Raw genomic sequence first — 17,081 nt, 5'->3', positions numbered from 1 at the left:
AAATCCCGACGCGGAAAAAGGTAAACCCCTGGAAAACCCCTTCCGCCCCCGAACCCCATCCTAAAGACGAAAACGCCCCCGGCAGAACACCGGGGACCGATCAGAAATGCAGCACGCCGTCCACGGCGTGGCGGGTCAGCGCCCGTGCCCAGCGGCGCGCCGGCAGCCCGTACTTGGATTCCACCACTTCCGCGCGTTCCAGCAATTCGGCGGGCGTGACCGACAGGCGCGGCCCCGAGAAGGCCAGCACGATCTGGTTGCCCGCGTCCACTTCCGGCAGCAACACCACGCGATCGTCAAACGCCTTGGACAGGTTGTCGATGTTCTTGCCGAAGCTTTCGTGGCGGCCGAACAGGTTCACCGCCACCACGCCGACCTCGCCCAGCACGCGCCGGCAATCGCGGTAGAACTTCACGCTGTCGCGCACGGGGCCTTCGGCGGCGGCGTCGTACAGGTCCACCATCAGCACGGGGCAACGTCCGGCGTTGGCGGGGTCGGCCACCCACAGGCCGGCGTCCATGTGTTCGACTTGCAGCCGGTTCGATCCGGGCAGGCGGAAGAACATGTGGCACGCGGCGGTCACACGCGGGTTCCATTCCACGGCCAGCAGCGGGCTGCGCGTGTGCTTCACGCAAAAGCGCGCCAGCGAGCCCGCGCCCAGGCCCAGCATGCCGATGGCCTCTTCCTTGGGCGGCTCCAGAAACAGCAGCCAGGCCATCATCTGGCCGGTGTATTCCAGCACCAGCTCGGCCGGGGTCTTGACGCGCATGGCGCCCTGGACCCACTGGGTGTTGAAGTGCAGATAGCGCACGCCGTCCAGTTCGGACAGGGTCGGCTGGTCGAGTTCGGAGGGGAAGTTCGATTTATTCATGGCGGCGATTGTAGGGCGGACGCCGGGCGGGCGTCTCACAAGCGCGGCCCATGCCCCGCTGCCTTATCAGGCCGCAACCCGTTCCGCGCCGGCGCCTTCCCAGATCCGCTCCAGCCATTCGGTGCATGACGCCTCCGCGTGCAGGCTCGCCGCCAGTCGCAACACCCGCTTCAGGTACAGGTGCGCGTCGCATTCCCAGGTGATGCCCAGGGCGCCGTGCACCTGAATCGCGTTGTGCACGGCGCGCCGGCCGCCCTCCACCGCCAGCAGCGGCACATATAGGCTGTCGCGGTCCGCCGATGGTGCGTCGGCATCGTGGGACGCCGCCGCGGCCATGCCGGCCAGCCGCGCGTCGTCCAGCGCCATCCAGTCGTCGGCCAGGCGATGCTTGATCGCCTGGTTGGCGCCGATGGCGCGGTCGAACTGGCGGCGCTCGCGTGCATACGCCGCCGCCATGTCCAACGCCGCCGACGCCGCGCCCAGCAGTTCCGCCGAGCGCAACAGCGTCATGCGGGTTTTCAAGCGCCGCCACATGCGCGCGTCGACTTGTACTTCGATAGCCTCCTGCACGTCGGGGCACGCCACCCGCGCCACCGGCATCGTCGGGTCCAGGCCTGCGGTGGCCGAAGCGCCCGCAGTGCCCCCGATGCCCGACAAGGGCGCATGGCGTTCCAGCCGCAAGCTGCCCGGTCCCAGGCAGCGCAATGCCAAGGCCGACACGCCTGCCCCCGCGCCCTCGATGAACGCCGATCCGTCCGGGCGCATCGCCGCGTCCGCGAAGTACATCTCGCCTTGCATCACGGCTTGCGCCCATTGCGCCACGGGCCCTGCCGGGATCGACTCGCACAAGGTCGGCAGCACCACCATGTTCGCCACCAGCGGCAGGCTCAACAAATGCCGCCCCGCCGCTTCCGCCACGACCCAGGCTTCGCGCATGCCCAAGCCCAGCCCGTCGTGCCCGGTCGGCGCGAGCAGCGCGGGCCAGCCTTGCTCGGCAATCTCGCGCCACAGCGCCAGGCGGGCGTCCGCCGGACACCCCGCCGCCGCGCGGGCGACGCTTGGAGGATGGCGGTCAGCCAGAAAACGCCCTGCCGCCTCTTGCAACATGCGCTGATCTTCATTCAAGGAAAAAGTCATGGTGATCGTCGTGACAAAGTTCTAGCTCGAGGCAAGGTGCAAGCTCGTGCCCAGGTTCTAGCTCGAGGCAAGGTGCAAGCGCGTGCCATTCAGGCCTTCGGCAGGCCCAGCATCTGCTCGGCGATGATGTTGCGCTGGATCTCGGACGTGCCCGCCAGAATGGTTTCGGCGCGCGACCACAGGTAGGCGTGCGTCAGCTCGGCGGCCTGTGCATCGGCGTCGTCCGCCAGGCATGCCGCATCGCCCAGCATCTGCATGGATAGTTCCAGCAACCGCTGATGTGCCTCGCTCCAGTGGATTTTGGTGGACGAGCCTTCCGGCCCGGGCGGGTCGCCGCGCATGGCGCCTTCCAGCGCGCGTTGCGACTTCAATGCCAGCACGTGGCTGTCGGCCGCCAGCCGCGCCCACTTGTGGCGCACCGCCGCCGACGAGGCCGGCACATGCCCGTAAGCGTCCGGGCGCAGCGCCAGGCGGCGCACCGCGTCCAGCTCTTGCCCAAACCGCACCAGGCGCGGGATGAAATAGGTGCCGCGCTCAAAGCTGGCGGCGGCCATCGCCACCTTCCAGCCCTGGTTCTCCTGCCCCAGCAGCAGGTCTTGCGGCACGAAGACATCTTCAAAGAACACTTCGCAGAATTCGGCGTCGCCCGTCATCTGGCGGATGGGTTCCACCCGCACGCCGGGGCTGCGCATGTCCACCAGCAGGAAGCTCAAGCCTTTGTGCTTGGGCGCGCTGGCGTCCGTGCGCGCCAGCACGAAACACCACTGCGCGCGGTCGGCAAACGACGTCCATATCTTGTGGCCGTTGACCCGGTAGCCGCCCGCCACGGCTTCGGCGCGCGTGCGCACCGAGGCCAGGTCGGACCCGGCCCCGGGTTCGGAATAGCCCTGGCACCAGACCTCGCGGTTGGACAGGATGCCGGGCAGGAAGCGGCGCTTCTGGGCCTCGCTGCCAAAGTGCAGCAGCGTGGGCGCCAGAATGCCGTGGCCGATCAGGTTGACGCCCAGCGGTGCACCGCAACGCGCATGCTCTTCATGGAACACGGCCTGGCGCGACAGCGGTAAATCCTGTCCGCCATAGTCCCTGGGCCAGCCCAGGCCCGACCAGCCGCTGGCGCACAGCGCGTCTTCCCAGGCGCGCCGGAAATCCAGGTCGCGCGGGGCCGCGCCGCCCGGCCAGCCGCGCACGAAACTGGCGTAGGCGTCGTTCAGCCACGCGCGCAGTTGCAGGCGGAAGGCGGCGTCGTCTGTAGCCACGCTGGCTTGCGCGGCTTGTTCCTGTCGACCCATTCCTGCTACTCCAGGCGAATGTTGGAATCGCGCGCCACCTTGGCCCAGGTGCTTACGTCTTGCCGGATAAAGGCGGAGAAGGCCTTGGGGTCGCTACCGATGATGTCCAGCCCCAGGCCCTTGAACTGCGCCTTCACCTCGGGCTGCGCCAGAATCTGCGCGAGGTTCTGGTAGAGCTTGTCGATCGCTGGTTGCGGCGTGCCCGCCGGCGCCACCAGTCCCAGCCACGGCATCGCCGAATAGCCCGGCAGACCGGAGGCCGCCACCGTCGGCAGGTCCGGCACGGAAGCCGAAGGCTTCGTCGTCGTCACCGCCAGCGCGCGCAGCTTGCCGTCTTTCACGAAGGGGCCGGACGAGGCCCAGGCGTCGAACATCACCTGAATGCGCCCGGCCACCAGATCGTTCAGCGCGGGCGCGCTGCCCTTGTACGGAATATGCGCCATCTGCACGCCGGCCATGCTGTTGAAGAGTTCGGCCTCAAGGTGCGTGGAGCTGCCGGCGCCCACCGAGCCATAGCTGACCTTGCCGGGGTTGGCTTTCAGATAGGCGATGAGCTCGCCCACGTTCTTGGCCGGAATCGACGGATGCACCTCCAGCACATGCACCACCGACGCCACCTGACTGACCGGCGCGAAGTCCTTGATGGGGTCGTAATTGACCTTGGCGTAGATGCTGGGCGCGATGCCCAGCGACGATGCAGCCATCAGCAGCGTGTAGCCATCGGGCGCGGCGCGCGACACATAGTCGGACGCAATCATCGTGCCCCCGCCCGGCTTGTTTTCCACGATGACGGTCTGACCCAGCTTGGCGGTCAGCCGTTCGGCCAGCAGGCGGCTCATGATGTCCGCCGCGCCGCCAGGCGAAAACGGCACCACGATACGCACGGGGCGGTTGGGATACGGGTCCTGGGCGTGCGATGGGCCTGTGACGCCGATGCAGGCCAGCGCCACGCCGGCCAATAGTCTTTTCATCATGCTTGTCTCCTCCTGGGGGATGCGCTTGCGCGGTTTGCGCGGTTGCACTACGGGGTTGCGGGCAGGATCAGCGCGTCCAGTACCGCAACGCCTTGTCCCGCCTCTTTGATCAGCAAGGGATTGACTTCAATTTCCGCCACGTGCGCGGGCGCGGCAAACATGGCGTTGCCCACGGCGACAATACTTCGGCAGGCCGCCGCCAGATCGGCTCGCGGCTTGCCCCGGTAGCCGTCCAGCAGCGCAAACGCCTTCAGCTCGCGCAGCATCTGCATGGCCATGTCTTCGTCCACGGGCAACAGCCGGTGGGTGGTGTCTTGATAGATTTCGGTCAGCACGCCGCCCAGGCCCACCGTCAGCACGGGGCCAAAGACCGGGTCGCGCGTGGCGCCCACGATCAGCTCGGCCACGCCGCGTTCCATCTTCTGCACCAGCACGCCGTCGATGCGGGCATCCGGTTGCGCGGCGGCCGCCGAATTCAGGATCTGTTCGTGGGCCGCCTTGACGGCGTCGTCATCCGCCAGCCCCAGCGCCACACCGCCCACTTCCGTCTTGTGCGCGATGTCGGCGCTAAGAATCTTCAAGGCCACGGGGTAGCCCGCGGCGCGCGCGTCGGCCACGGCTTCGTCGGCATTGCGCGCCGCGCGAGCCTGGGCCTGCGGCAGGCCGAAGGCGGCCAGGTAGGCGCGAGCATCGGCTTCATTGCAGGGCAGCGCCGGCACCACCGCCGCGTCCAGGCGCGGCGCGGGCGCGGTGCGATGGCCGCCGCGCGCGTCGCACCACAGCAGGTAAGGCGCCAGGGCGGACACCGCCTGCCCCAGGTCTTCAAACACGGCCACCCCGGCCTCGCGCAAGGCGGCGCGGCTTTGGGCCAGGCCGGTATCGATGGCGATGAACAGGCGCGCATGCTGGCGCGACGCCTCGGCCAAGGCATCGGCCATGCGGTCCAGCATGTAGCCGGGTGCGTAGACGACCACCGCGTCGATGGCGTCGGTGGTGGCCAGGGCCTGCAACACCGTACGCACAAAGTCGGGGTCGTTGACCACGTTGCCGGTCACGTCCACCGGGTTGCCGACCATGCCGTAATCGGGAATGCCGCCGCGCAGCACGGCCTGCAAGTCTTCGGGCAGATCGGGCAAGTCCAGGCCCGCGCCGATGAACTTGTCGGCCAGGATCGCGCCCAGCGCCCCGGACATCGTCAACACGGCCACCCGCTTGCCGGCGCTGCGATGGCGCAGCGTGGCCAGGCTGGCCAGGTGCGCCATCTGCGCAAAATCCGTGGCTTCAATCACGTTCAGTTGGCGAAACGCCGCCGCGTACACGCGCCGGTCGCCGGCCAGCGCCGACGTGTGTGAACGCACGGCCTGCGCGCCCTTGTCGGTGTTGCCGGCCTTCAGCGCAATCAGCAGCTTGCCCTGGCGTTCCAGTTCACGGCAGGCGCGCACGAAGCGTTCGCCGTCCCGCAGTTGTTCGATATAGCCCAGCACGATTTCCGTGCGCGGATCGCCCGCCAGGTATTCCAGGTACTGCGAGAAATCCAGGCAGGCTTCATTACCGGTGTTGATGAAATGCGAGAACGGCAGGTCAAGCCGGCGCGCGATGGCGTACACCGCCGCGCACACATTGCCGCTCTGCGTCAGCAGGCTGACCACGCCCGGTCCGGACTGCGCCGGCGCGGTCTTGAACACCGACGCAAACGCCGTGTGCGCCTGCGTGTTCAAGTTGGCAAATCCCATGCAGTTGGGCCCGGCCACGGCCATGCCGCTTTGCGCCACGAAGGCTTCCAGTTCGTCTTGCAGGCGCGCGCCCTCACCGCCCGCTTCCGCAAAGCCCGCCGCATAGACGATGGCCGCGCGCACGCCCTTGGCGTGGCAGCGGCGCAGCATGGGCGTGACGTCGGCCGCGGCAATCGCCAGCACCGCCAGGTCCACCGGCTCGGGCACGGATTCGATGTCGGGCCAACAACGTTTGCCGAACACTTCCTGGTACTTCGGGTTGACCGGATAGATGCCGCCCGCGTAGCCAAAGCGCGTCAGCAATTCCAGCGGCATGCCGCCGATGCGGCCCGCGTTGGCGCTGGCGCCGATCATCGCGATGGAATGCGGATCCAGCAGGCAATCCAGCGCGGGCCTCATGCCGTTTCGCCCTTCTTGTTGCGCTGAATGGCTTGCGCCAGGCCGCGCTCGCGCACCGCCTGGAATTCTTCGCTCAGGTGCGACAGTTGATGCGTGTCGAAGTGGGCCGACAACGCGGTGCGAAAGCCCTGCGCATCGGCGGTACGGTTTAACGACCGCTTGATCAGCCGTAGCCCGAACGGCGGCGCCTGCGCAATGCGCCGCGCCAAAGCCAGCGTGGCGTCGTCAAGCTCGGCCTCGGGCACCACGCGGTTCACCATGCCGATGCGCAGCGCTTCCTGGGCGTCGACCTTTTCGCCGGTGTAGAGCATTTCCTTGGCTTTGCGCAGGCCCATCACCCACGGGTGGATCAGCACTTCGGTGGCGGCGGCCGCCAGCGTATGGCCGACCGGGTCGGAGAAGTACGCGGTGTCGGCGCACACGACCAGGTCGCACATATTGGCGATCATGAAGCCGCCGGCCACGCAGGCGCCCTGCACCTGGGCCACCGTGGGCTTGGGAAAGTCCCAGATGCGCAGGCAGTAGCCGTAGTAGCGGCGCGATTCGTATTCCCAGCGTTCTTCCACGGTGAAGTCCGCGCGCTTGGCCTGTGCTTCCTTCAAGTCGTGGCCCGCCGAGAAATGCGCGCCGCGCCCGGCAAGCACCACCACCCGGACGGCGTCGTCCTGCTCGGCGCGGGTCAGGGCGTCGTCCAGCTCATCCAGCATCTGCTGGCTTTGGGCGTTGCGCGCGGACTCGCGCGCCAGGCTGATGCGGCAGACCGAGTCGTAGTGCTCGACGGCCAGGGTGGCGTATTCCATAGTCTCCTCGTCTCTTGCGGGGCCCGCGCTCGTGGGGCCCGGGTCGGTTGGATTGCAGCGCTTGCACTGCATGGATTTGATTGAATTAACGCACCTGGAATCCTAGAATACAAAATATTCAATCAATTTTTCCCACAATATGAACAAGACGATGAGCACCGGCGGAACCCAGAGCATGCGGCGGGCCTTGGGGCTGCTGCGGGTGCTGGCGCAGCACCAGGAAGACGGCATCGACCTGCAAGGCGTCATGGCGGCAAGCGGGCTGGAACGCTCGACAGCCCATCGCCTGCTGAGCTGCCTGCTGGAAGAACAATTCGCCGAACGCGACGGGCGCACCCGGCGCTACCGCCTGGGGGTGGATTCCATGCAGTTGGGCTTTGCCGCGCTGCGCCGCACGCCGCTGCTGGACGCGCTGCGGCCCTTCGCCCAGAAGCTGGCGCGGCTGTCGGGCGATACGGTGTTCCTGGTGATCCGTCAGGGCGACTACGCGCTGTGCCTGCTGCGCGAGGCGGGTTCGTTTCCGGTGAAGGTATTCACCATCGACCAGGGCGAACGCCGACTGCTGGGCGTGGGCGCGGGCGGCCTGGCACTGATGGCCAGCCTGGCGGATGAAGAGATTGCGTCGCTGTATGCGCGGCACGCGGCCAGCTACGCACAGATCGGCGTATCAAGCACTGCCTTGATGAAGGCCGTGAAGCAGACGCGCGCGGCGGGGTATTCCGAGATCGTCGACACGATCACGCCGGGCGTGTCGGGGGTGGGGGTGGCGTTTCCGGTATCGGAACTGACGTGGGTGGCGTTCAGCTTCGGCGCCATCAGCAGCCGGCTGGATGCACCGCGCCGCGCCAAGATGGGGGCACTGCTGCGTGCCGAATGCCTGGCCTGGGCGCAGGACTATCTGGGTCATGCCTGATGGACACGCGCCCCGCGTGATGGCGGGGCGCGTGTCTGGTCAAGCGCAGTCACTCGACTGCAAGCGCATTCATTCAGCGAAATTCAGGCGCTTGCGGCCGGCAACTTAAATACGCTCGAAAATGGCCGCGATGCCCTGCCCGCCGCCGATGCACATCGTCACCAGCGCGTAGCGTCCGCCCACGCGCTGCAACTCGTGCAGCGCCTTGACGGTGATGATCGCGCCCGTGGCGCCAATGGGGTGGCCCAGGCCGATGCCGCTGCCGTTCGGGTTGACCTTGGCCGGGTCCAGCTTCAGTTCGCGCGACACGGCGCAGGCTTGCGCGGCAAAGGCTTCGTTGGCTTCGACGACGTCCAGTTGATCCACCGTCAGGCCGGCCCGCTTGAGCGCGGCCTGCGTGGCGGGCACCGGGCCAATGCCCATGATGTCCGGGTCCACGCCCGAATGCGCGTAAGCCACCAGGCGCGCCAGCGGCTTGATGCCACGCTTGGCCGCCACCGATGCGTTCATCAGCACCACGGCGCCCGCGCCGTCGTTAAGGCCCGACGCATTGCCCGCCGTGACGGTGCCGTTCTCTTTCTTGAACACGGGCTTGAGCGCGGCCATGGTGTCGGCCGAGACGTCGCGGCGCACGTGTTCGTCGGTGTCGAACACGACTTCGCCCTTGCGCGTCTTCAACACCACCGGCACGATCTGGTCGCGGAAATAACCGGCGTCGATGGCGGCGGCCGCGCGGCGATGCGACTCCACGGCCAGCAGGTCTTGGTCTTGCCGGCTGATGCCGAACTTGGCCGCCACGTTTTCGGCGGTCACGCCCATGTGCATGCGGCCGAAGGGGTCGGACAAGGCGCCGGTCATCATGTCCAGCATGGTGCTGTCACCCATGCGGGCGCCCCAGCGTTGCGAGGGCACGATGTACGGGGCGCGGCTCATGCTTTCGGCGCCCGCGCCGATGGCGATGTCGGCATCGCCCAGCATGATGGTTTGCGCGGCGGACACAATGGCTTGCAGGCCCGAGCCGCACAGGCGGTTGACGTTGAAGGCCGGCGTTTCCTTGGCGATGCCGGCGTTCATGGCCGCCACGCGCGACAAGTACATGTCGCGCGGTTCGGTGTTGATGACGTGGCCCACCGCAACGTGGCCGACCTCGTCGCCCTTGACGGCGGCGCGTTCCAGCGCGGCACGGATGACGGTGGCGCCCAGGTCGCAGGGCGGCACATCTTTCAGCGCGCCGCCAAAGTCGCCAATGGCGCTGCGGACGGCCGACGCGACGATAACTTCATTCATGGTGTTTCCTCCTTGTGGTGTTTCCATCTGATGTTTTGCATCATACCGCCGGCCTAGCGCCGCCGCGCCGCAAGGAATTGAGCGACGGCATCGGCGTGCGCGTCGGTCTTGTGGGCCAGCGCCTGATACGCCGCCGACAGTTCCAGCAAGGCGTCCAGCCGCGAATGCTGGCTTTCGCGCAAGAGCCGCTTGGTCAGCCGCACCGCCTGGGGCGAATTGGCCGCCATGCGGGCCGCCAGCGCGCGCGCGGCGGGCAACAGCTCAACGGCCGGCACCACCCGCGACACCAAGCCCCATTCCAGCGCGGTGGCCGCGCTGATGGCGTCACCGGTGAACGACATTTCGGCGGCGCGCGCCATGCCGATCAGGCGCGGCAGAAACCAGGCGCCGCCGTCGCCGGGAATGATGCCCAGCTTGACGAAGCTTTCCGCAAACGTGGCGGCTTCCGACGCGATGCGCACGTCGCACATGCAGGCCAGGTCGCAGCCCGCGCCGATGGCCGGCCCGTTCACCGCCGCAATCGTCGGCACCTCCAGCGCGTGCAGCGCCAGCGGCAGGCGTTGTATGCCATGCCGGTATTCCTGGCGCAGTTCCACGCCGGCGACCTCGGGGCCGATCTGCCGCTGCATCTCGTTGATGTTGCCGCCGGACGAAAATGCCTTGCCCGCCGCGGTCAGGATCAGCACGCGCACGGCCGGGTCGCGCTCGATGCGCGCGAACACGGCCAGCATCTGGTCCACGATGTCGCTGCCGGTCAAGGCATTGCGGGTGGTCGGGTCGTCCAGCGTCAGCGTGGCCACGCCGTCCGCGTCCAGCTCGAAATGCACGAGTTCCGTCATGTTGTGCTCCTGACATTAAAGTTCTTGGATCGCCTGCGCGCGCAACGGCGAAAGCCATCAGCGTAGGCCCCGCGCCTGGGCATCGTCCAATATTAGTTTTGGGTTGGCTGATACGAAATCGGTATCAAAAACCTTGAAAATAATATTGGACGCCTGTCTGCGCGCTCAGTGATAGTCGGTGGATGCGCCCGCCCCGGGCATGCCCCCATTCGGTTTACCGCCATGATCGATACGCTGGAACTGACCACCATTCCTTCCGCCGACGAGGCCTTGCGCGCTGAGGTTCGCGCCTTTCTGGCGGACACGCTGGACGGCCTGGAGCCCGACGAGCGCGCGCGTTCCTGGATGGGTTTTGACGCAGGCTTCAGCCGCCAGCTTGCCGAACGCGGGTGGCTCGGCCTGACGCTGCCGCGCGAATACGGCGGCGCCGAGCGCGGCCACTTCGCGCGCTTCGTGCTGTCGGAAGAATTGCTGGGCGCGGGGGCACCGGTGTCGGCGCACTGGATCGCCGACCGCCAGAGCGCGCCCTTGATCCTGAAATACGGCTCGCCCGCGCAACGGGCGTTTTACCTGCCGCGCATCTGCCGCGCAGACGCCTTCTTCTGCATCGGTATGAGCGAACCCGGGGCCGGGTCCGACCTGGCCGGCATCCGCACCCGCGCAGACCCAATCAACGCGGGAGGCGGCGGCTGGCGCTTGAACGGCAGCAAGATCTGGACGACCAACGCGCACCGCTCGCACTACATGATTGCGCTGGTCCGCACGTCGGGCACTGCCGAAGACCGGCATCAAGGCTTGTCGCAACTTATCGTGGACCTGTCGCTGCCCGGCGTGACCGTGCGCCCCATTCAAGACCTGACGGGCGATGCGCATTTCTCGGAAGTGTTCTTCGACAACGTCGAACTGCATGCCGACGCACTGATCGGCGAGGAAGGCGCGGGCTGGGCGCAGGTAAACGCGGAACTGGCCTTCGAGCGCAGCGGCCCCGAACGCTTGTATTCCAGCATGGCGCTGCTGGAATGCTGGCTGACGCATTGCCGTGGCCTGTCGGACAACAGCGCCAACCGCGCCACGCTGGGCGCGATCCTGTCGCAGATGGCGGTGCTGCGCGCTTTGTCGCTGGCGGTGGCGGGCAAGCTGGCGGCCGGCGCCAGCCCGGCCACCGAGGCCGCGTTGGTGAAAGACCTGGGCACCGAACTGGAACAGCAAATTCCGCAACTGATCGGCGACGCGCTGGGCCGCCAAGCCGATGTACCGCCGCCCCTGCCGCTGCTGCGCACGCTGGCCTACCTGGAACAGATTGCCCCGACCTTTTCCCTGCGCGGCGGCACGCGCGAAATTCTGCGCGGCATCATCGCGCGCGGCCTTGGCCTTCGATAACTACTGGACGCCCCCATGGACACCCTGCTTGGCGATGCCGCCGAACGCCTGTTCGCTCAAACCTGCACACCCGCGCTGCTGCGCGCCGCCGAACAAGGCCTGCCCGTTGATTCGGCATGGCAGGCCTGCGAGGACGCGGGCTTTGCCGACGCGCTGGTGCCGGAATCACAAGGCGGCGCCGGGCTTGCCTTGGCCGACGCCTTACCCGTGGCGCTGGCGGCGGGCCGCCACCTGTGCCCCTATCCCATCGCGCATACGATGCTGGCGCGCGCCTGGCTGGCGGCTATCGGGCAGACACAGAAGGCGCGGCCGGCGGGCGCCATCGCCATCGCGCCTTATGGCCTGGCGATGGATGGCAAGCGCATCACGGGCGTCAACGTGCCATGGGTTCGCGTGGCCGCTTATGTGCTGGCAGAGATCAACGGGCAAGCCTGGCTGCTGCCCGTGCAGGCGGGCTGCGTCCAGCACAACGGCGTGCACGGCTCATTGGACGGCGAGGCATCATGGGCGATGGCGGATGCGCAATGCCTGGGCAGCGGGCCGGCGCTGGATACGCTGGCGGCCGTCGCCTATGCAGGCCTGATGGCCGGCGCGATGGAGCGGGTGCTGGACATGACGCTAGCGCACGCCAACGCACGCACGCAGTTCGGCCGCGCCATCGGCCGCTTTCAAGCCGTGCAGCAGCAGATCAGCGTGATGGCCGAACAGGTGTGGGCGGCGCGCATGGGCGCCCAACTGGCGTTTCAAGGCCGCGACGGCTTGCCGCAAGCCATGCTGGCGGCCGTGGGCAAGGCGCGCGCCAGCCAGGCGGCGCCGCTGGTGGCCGACATTGCGCATGCCGTGCATGGCGCCATGGGAATCACGGCGGAATTCGACTTGCAGTTGTATACGCGCCGCTTGCGTGACTGGCGGCGGGCGGCAGGGTCGGAATCCTACTGGCATGAACGCATCGGCGCGCATGCGCTGGCCAGCAACGCCAGCGCGCTGGACACGGTGCGCACCACGCTGCAAGGCATGGCCTAGGTACTGTTGATACCGAAAGGCTTGGACGGATGGCGACGACGATAGCGTCCACGTATCATCGAAGGCCGCCGCCGCCTTGGACCGCCCTCATGGATTTCCGTCATCTACAGCAATTCCTGGTGCTTGCCGACACCTTGAATTTTCACCGCGCTGCGGAAAAGCTGCATATGTCGCAGCCGCCGCTATCGGTGTCAATCCGCAAGCTGGAAGAGAGCGTGGGCGTTGCTCTCTTCGTGCGCGGTCGCCAAGGCGTGCAACTGACCGAGGCCGGCCTGGCGGCGCTGGACGAAGCGCGCCGCGCCTTGTTCCATGCCGAGCAATTCCGGTTGGCCGCGCGTGCCGGCGCGGCGGGCGAAGGCGGCACGGTGCGCGTCGGTTTCGTGGGGTCGGCCACGCACCCCATCCTGCCGCGCGTGCTGCCCTTGTTCCGCCAACGCTATCCGGGCGTGACGGTGGTGCTGCGCGAAGCCACCTCCATCCGCATCATGCAGGACCTGGCCGACGACGCGCTGGAAGTCGGCATCGTGCGCGTGCCGGTGGCCATGGGCTCGAACGTTCGCCTCGCCCCGCTGACCACCGAGCACTTCGTGCTGGCCGTGCCCAAGGGCCATGCCTTGGCGCGCCGGGGCCGACTTCGGTTGGCCGACCTGGCCGACGAGGCCTTCATCATGTACACCGCGACCGAAGCCGCGGGCTTGCGCATGGCGGCCATCAACGCTTGCCAGTTGCGCGGCTTCACGCCCCGCATCACGCAAGAGGCGGTGCAGGTGCAAACCTTGTTGAGCCTGGTCGAAAGCGGGCTGGGCGTGGCCCTGGTTCCCGCCGGCGCCCGCCGCCATCCCAGCCCGAACGTGGTCACCAAGACCCTGTCCGATTTTCCGGCCGATGCCTCGATCGGCATTTCCCTGGCCTGGAATCCCGCTACCGAACGCAGCGCCGCGCGCAACCTGCGCGAGCTGGCGGTCCACGCATTCCGCCCCCGGCCAACCAAATAACCGCGCCGCGCTTGCGGCAAGGTGGCCGGCAGGCTTAGGATGGAGCATGACCGCGCGGCGGCGCCCTGACCGTTATCCCAGGGCGCAACGCGCGGTCCGCGGTTGAACCTTGTCAGCGATACGGGAGCACATCGTGAAAACAGTGGCTGAGATTCTCAGGGAAAAGTCGAACCATTCCGTGGTGACGGTTTCACCGGATTCCTCGGTGTTCGACGCCATCAAGACCATGGCCGAACGCAGCATCGGCGCGGTGGTGGTCGTGGAAGGGGAAACCGTGCTGGGCATGCTCTCCGAGCGCGATTACGCCCGCAAAGTGGTCCTGCAGGATCGTTCGTCGCGCAGCACCAAGGTGCGCGACATCATGACCGACTCGGTCTATTACGTGGGCCCTTCCGACACGCGGGAACACTGTATGGCCATGATGACCGAACGGCATTTTCGCCATCTTCCGGTCATCGACAACGAAAAGCTCATTGGCCTGCTGTCCATCGGCGATCTGGTCAAGGACGTCATGAGCGAACAGAAGTTCATCATCCACGAACTGGAACGCTACATCAGCGGCGGCCACGCTTAGGGCGGCTTGGCGCAACCCCACGCTGGCGGCTACCCCGCCGCCAGTATCCGTGCCGCCGGCACGATCAAGCCCATGCCGGCCGCCAGCAACAACACGAACACCATGCGCTTGACGGTCTTCATTGACCCGGACGTGCTGAAGCGCCGCGCGGCCCACGTCACGCCGATCACGACGGGCAGCGCGTACACGCTGAGCCAGAACGACGAGGCCTCGAATGCGCCCTGCGCCGTCACCAGCGTCAGGCGCACCACGGCATTCAGCGAAAACAGCACCAGCAGGCTGTTGCGGATGGCCACCAAGGGCAAGGGCTGGCGATACAGGTGATACACCATCGGCGGCCCGGCGCTGGAGAACAGGCCGCCCAACACTCCGGATATGCCCCCAAAGAACCAGAAAGACGCCTTGGACGACAGGCATTCCAGCGGTTTGGCGCGCGCCACCAGCAGCACGGCACAAGCCAGGATCGTGATGCCCAGCAGCAACTGCAACAACACCGTCATTGACCCGCTGATCCACGTCAACGCGGCAACGCCCACGCCCACGCCGACAAAGCTGGCGATCATGGCGGGTCGCATCAGCGACCAGTTCACTTGCGGCTTGGTTCGCGCCAGCGTGACGGCGGCATTCACCAGCGACAGCACGCTGACCACATTGGCGACTTCGGCCACCGAGGCCAACTGGAAGACGCCGGACAGGCCCAAGAGCACGAGTCCGAACGCAAAGCCGGTCATGGTCTGGGCATAGGTGGCGAGCGCCACGCAGGCCAGGAATAGCAAGTGATGGGTGAGGGTCATGCGGAGGGGGGCGGTGTAGTCGCGGCGATGATATCACCCGGGCATCGGCGACTTTGGCCCCGGCAGAACGCCATGGCGGTCAGCCGCCGTCAACGCCGGGCACATATTGTCACAACCGGAAGCGCACCCGCACCCCGCGCGCGATGCCCTGCCGCTATCCTTCCCGCCCTGTCCCCCTGTCCGCTTTGCCCCGGCCAACCCCGCACAGAATGACGCCTAAACACACCACGATCAACACGGTCACGCTGACCTGCTCAACCTGCGGCAGCGCGCAGTTCACCAAGCTCGCCACCAACGAATACCGCTGCAATCACTGCCACGCGCTGACGCTGGTGGAAGACGACGTTGCGCAGCGGCTGGAGAAAATCCTGGCGGGCATGCAGCGGCCCGCCCACCCCGCGCAGATCAAGCCCCGCGTGGTGGCGATCGTCGCCCTGGTGGTGGCGGCGGTAGTGGCCATTCCGCTGGTGGCGTCACTGTTGACCTCAAGTCGCCCGTCGGCGCCCTACCGCGCGCAACCCGTCACGCCGCCCATCGATGCCACCAAGGTCAAGCTGACGGACGTGCGCGAAACCCAGACGCACGGGCGCAAGCAGTTGGTGATGATCATGCGCAACGAAACCGGCCAGAAGATCGACCCGCCCCGCGTCACGGCGACCTTCTACCAAGGCGAGCTGACGCTGTCGTCAGCGTCGGCATCGCCGTCGGCGCGCTCGTTGCAGCCGGGTGAATACGTGCCCGTGCTGGTCTCGGTACCGGACAAGGCCTACTCGCGCTACACGCTTGAGGTGGCCACGCCCAGGGCCGCGCGCGGCAAGAACAACCAGGTCACGCCCAGCAAGGTGCAACTGGTGAAGAACGACGGCGCCTACCGCCTGGTGGGCCTGGCGAAAAACGAGGGCGACGCGCAGGCCGGCAGCACGCAGATCACCGTCATGCTGTACGGCGAAGACGGCACGATGATCGGCACCGGCAACGGCTACGCCACGGCCAACCCGCTGGCGCCCGGCGCGCTGACGGCGTTCGACGTGCGCTGCGAAATGCTTGGCGACGGCAAGGTCGCGTCCTACGACTACATGGTGCAAAGTGAAAGCTGATCGTCGCGGCGCCCCGCCGCTGTCCTGGCCGGTCAAGGCCGTATCGGTGCTGATGATTCTGACGGCCGCCCAGGCGTCCTCACGCGCGGAAACGCCCAAGGATGCCGATTCCGCATCCCGCATCGTGCGGGTCAGCCCGGCCGAGGTGCGGGTGATCGACCATGTGCGCCTGACCACCGAAGAACTGCTGGACCCCGGCTTTGCGCTGTTCGATACCAAAGCGCTGACCTTGTCCCCGCCGCGCCGGCTGCTGGATGAAATCGACCGCCCGCTTATGTACGCGGAAGTCGTCAATACCAGCGCGGACTACGTGGCCCTGTCGCCCAAGGCGCAGATCACGGTGTTCGATGGCTCGACCCCGTTGAAGGTACGGCAGGACTGGACGCTACCCGCCTATCTGTACCCGGGCGAGCGCGTGCCGGTGGCGCTGGTGGGCGGCAATTACGACCGCTATACCGAGGTCAAGACCGACTGGATGCCCGCCAAGCGCGCCGCCCTGCCCGGCCCCCGCCCCAAGCTGGACATTTCCGTCGACAACACCGAAGCCGGTGTCGGCACCGGCACGCTGAACTTCAGCTACCGCTACCGTTACAAATACGTCACCGTGACGGGCCGCGTGCGCAATGAGGACCAGGCGGAAGTGAACAACGTGCGGGTGTGGGTCAGCCTCTATGACGCGCAGGACAAGCTCAGCGGCGCCAGCTTCAAGGAACTGCGCCTGCCCAAGCTGCAACCGGGCGAGAGCGCCCCGTTCGAGGTCATCGTCAAGCAGCACGGCGGGAATTTTGCACGGGTGGGCGTGGTGTACGACGTGGCCGGGCGATAGTCGGCGTCTGGGCTGGCGTCTGGGCTGGCGTCTGTGCCGGCGTCTGTGCCGGCGCCTGCCCGGACCCAGCATGGCGCCCCCCCCGTCTCCACAATGCAACAGCTATCGGCTCAGGTCTTATATAAGATATAAGACATTTGCTAGCGCCTT

16 protein-coding genes are annotated in these 17,081 nt (G+C 67.1%); 7 read left to right on the top strand and 9 right to left on the bottom strand.

Annotated elements, in window-relative coordinates; all coding sequences use genetic code 11:
• Positions 1-100 precede the first annotated feature (100 nt).
• The 6 genes from M2361_RS02420 to M2361_RS02395 all read right to left on the bottom strand — a co-directional run bounded on the left by M2361_RS02420 (position 101) and on the right by M2361_RS02395 (position 7,203).
• Positions 101-871, bottom strand: a complete 771-nt coding sequence (locus M2361_RS02420; protein ID WP_100856527.1) for a spermidine synthase — start codon at positions 869-871, stop codon at positions 101-103.
• 66 nt (positions 872-937) lie between these two features.
• A complete protein-coding gene (locus tag M2361_RS02415; RefSeq protein ID WP_259246048.1) occupies positions 938-2,008 on the bottom strand; it encodes an acyl-CoA dehydrogenase family protein in 1,071 nt (356 codons plus the stop codon).
• An 89-nt stretch (positions 2,009-2,097) separates the two neighbouring features.
• The gene (locus tag M2361_RS02410) at positions 2,098-3,297 is read right to left on the bottom strand and encodes an acyl-CoA dehydrogenase family protein (RefSeq protein WP_259246047.1); all 1,200 of its coding nucleotides are present in this window, start codon (positions 3,295-3,297) and stop codon (positions 2,098-2,100) included.
• A gap of 5 nt (positions 3,298-3,302) precedes the next feature.
• Positions 3,303-4,271: a tripartite tricarboxylate transporter substrate binding protein gene (locus M2361_RS02405; protein ID WP_259246046.1), complete on the bottom strand. Its 969-nt coding sequence runs from the start codon at positions 4,269-4,271 to the stop codon at positions 3,303-3,305.
• Between the two features lie 47 nt (positions 4,272-4,318).
• Positions 4,319-6,403 (bottom strand): acetate--CoA ligase family protein, encoded by a 2,085-nt coding sequence (locus M2361_RS02400; RefSeq protein ID WP_259246045.1) that lies wholly within the window; start codon positions 6,401-6,403, stop codon positions 4,319-4,321.
• Positions 6,400-7,203 (bottom strand): enoyl-CoA hydratase, encoded by an 804-nt coding sequence (locus tag M2361_RS02395; protein ID WP_259246044.1) that lies wholly within the window; start codon positions 7,201-7,203, stop codon positions 6,400-6,402. The genes M2361_RS02400 and M2361_RS02395 overlap by 4 nt, the downstream gene beginning before the upstream one ends.
• A 139-nt stretch (positions 7,204-7,342) precedes the next feature.
• Here M2361_RS02395 and M2361_RS02390 point away from each other — a divergent pair, with 139 nt between their 5' ends.
• A complete protein-coding gene (locus tag M2361_RS02390) occupies positions 7,343-8,116 on the top strand; it encodes an IclR family transcriptional regulator (protein WP_259246043.1) in 774 nt (257 codons plus the stop codon).
• 105 nt (positions 8,117-8,221) lie between these two features.
• On the opposite strand, the gene bktB is transcribed toward M2361_RS02390, so the two are convergent.
• The gene (bktB, locus tag M2361_RS02385; RefSeq protein ID WP_259246042.1) at positions 8,222-9,403 is read right to left on the bottom strand and encodes a beta-ketothiolase BktB; all 1,182 of its coding nucleotides are present in this window, start codon (positions 9,401-9,403) and stop codon (positions 8,222-8,224) included.
• Between the two features lie 53 nt (positions 9,404-9,456).
• Positions 9,457-10,242 (bottom strand): crotonase/enoyl-CoA hydratase family protein, encoded by a 786-nt coding sequence (locus M2361_RS02380; RefSeq protein WP_259246041.1) that lies wholly within the window; start codon positions 10,240-10,242, stop codon positions 9,457-9,459.
• Between the two features lie 222 nt (positions 10,243-10,464).
• On the opposite strand from M2361_RS02380, the gene M2361_RS02375 reads away from it, so the two are divergent.
• The 4 genes from M2361_RS02375 (at position 10,465) to M2361_RS02360 (ending at position 14,214) form a co-directional block, all read left to right on the top strand.
• Positions 10,465-11,622, top strand: coding sequence for an acyl-CoA dehydrogenase family protein (locus tag M2361_RS02375; protein WP_259246040.1), 1,158 nt, complete (start codon positions 10,465-10,467; stop codon positions 11,620-11,622).
• A gap of 15 nt (positions 11,623-11,637) precedes the next feature.
• Positions 11,638-12,645: an acyl-CoA dehydrogenase family protein gene (locus M2361_RS02370; RefSeq protein WP_259246039.1), complete on the top strand. Its 1,008-nt coding sequence runs from the start codon at positions 11,638-11,640 to the stop codon at positions 12,643-12,645.
• Between the two features lie 89 nt (positions 12,646-12,734).
• Positions 12,735-13,640 carry a LysR family transcriptional regulator gene (locus tag M2361_RS02365; protein ID WP_259246038.1) on the top strand — a complete coding sequence of 302 codons (906 nt, stop codon included), beginning with the start codon at positions 12,735-12,737 and terminating at the stop codon, positions 13,638-13,640.
• Between the two features lie 133 nt (positions 13,641-13,773).
• Complete coding sequence (locus M2361_RS02360; protein ID WP_259246037.1) at positions 13,774-14,214, top strand: CBS domain-containing protein; 441 nt, start codon at positions 13,774-13,776, stop codon at positions 14,212-14,214.
• 29 nt (positions 14,215-14,243) lie between these two features.
• On the opposite strand, the gene M2361_RS02355 is transcribed toward M2361_RS02360, so the two are convergent.
• Complete coding sequence (locus M2361_RS02355) at positions 14,244-15,008, bottom strand: sulfite exporter TauE/SafE family protein (protein WP_259246036.1); 765 nt, start codon at positions 15,006-15,008, stop codon at positions 14,244-14,246.
• Positions 15,009-15,217: 209 nt separating this feature from the next.
• Between M2361_RS02355 and M2361_RS02350 the strand changes: the two genes are divergently transcribed.
• Positions 15,218-16,105 (top strand): FxLYD domain-containing protein, encoded by an 888-nt coding sequence (locus tag M2361_RS02350; protein WP_259246035.1) that lies wholly within the window; start codon positions 15,218-15,220, stop codon positions 16,103-16,105.
• Positions 16,095-16,931, top strand: coding sequence for an FxLYD domain-containing protein (locus M2361_RS02345; RefSeq protein ID WP_259246034.1), 837 nt, complete (start codon positions 16,095-16,097; stop codon positions 16,929-16,931). The genes M2361_RS02350 and M2361_RS02345 overlap by 11 nt, the downstream gene beginning before the upstream one ends.
• Positions 16,932-17,081: the final 150 nt, after the last annotated feature.

It is taken from the genome of Achromobacter sp. JUb104 (genome assembly GCF_024806975.1).
Classification (GTDB): domain Bacteria; phylum Pseudomonadota; class Gammaproteobacteria; order Burkholderiales; family Burkholderiaceae_B; genus Achromobacter; species Achromobacter spanius.
Note: the sequence above shows the minus strand (reverse complement) of the source record. Positions and strands in the feature narration are given on the sequence as shown.

Bases quoted from the DNA above. Each gene is read 5' to 3' on its own strand.
- M2361_RS02420 (WP_100856527.1), bottom strand. From the start codon at position 871: ATGAATAAATCGAACTTCCCCTCCGAACTCGACCAGCCGACCCTGTCC.
- M2361_RS02415 (WP_259246048.1), bottom strand. From the start codon at position 2,008: ATGACTTTTTCCTTGAATGAAGATCAGCGCATGTTGCAAGAGGCGGCA.
- M2361_RS02410 (WP_259246047.1), bottom strand. From the start codon at position 3,297: ATGGGTCGACAGGAACAAGCCGCGCAAGCCAGCGTGGCTACAGACGAC.
- M2361_RS02405 (WP_259246046.1), bottom strand. From the start codon at position 4,271: ATGATGAAAAGACTATTGGCCGGCGTGGCGCTGGCCTGCATCGGCGTC.
- M2361_RS02400 (WP_259246045.1), bottom strand. From the start codon at position 6,403: ATGAGGCCCGCGCTGGATTGCCTGCTGGATCCGCATTCCATCGCGATG.
- M2361_RS02395 (WP_259246044.1), bottom strand. From the start codon at position 7,203: ATGGAATACGCCACCCTGGCCGTCGAGCACTACGACTCGGTCTGCCGC.
- M2361_RS02390 (WP_259246043.1), top strand. From the start codon at position 7,343: ATGAACAAGACGATGAGCACCGGCGGAACCCAGAGCATGCGGCGGGCC.
- bktB (WP_259246042.1), bottom strand. From the start codon at position 9,403: ATGAATGAAGTTATCGTCGCGTCGGCCGTCCGCAGCGCCATTGGCGAC.
- M2361_RS02380 (WP_259246041.1), bottom strand. From the start codon at position 10,242: ATGACGGAACTCGTGCATTTCGAGCTGGACGCGGACGGCGTGGCCACG.
- M2361_RS02375 (WP_259246040.1), top strand. From the start codon at position 10,465: ATGATCGATACGCTGGAACTGACCACCATTCCTTCCGCCGACGAGGCC.
- M2361_RS02370 (WP_259246039.1), top strand. From the start codon at position 11,638: ATGGACACCCTGCTTGGCGATGCCGCCGAACGCCTGTTCGCTCAAACC.
- M2361_RS02365 (WP_259246038.1), top strand. From the start codon at position 12,735: ATGGATTTCCGTCATCTACAGCAATTCCTGGTGCTTGCCGACACCTTG.
- M2361_RS02355 (WP_259246036.1), bottom strand. From the start codon at position 15,008: ATGACCCTCACCCATCACTTGCTATTCCTGGCCTGCGTGGCGCTCGCC.
- M2361_RS02350 (WP_259246035.1), top strand. From the start codon at position 15,218: ATGACGCCTAAACACACCACGATCAACACGGTCACGCTGACCTGCTCA.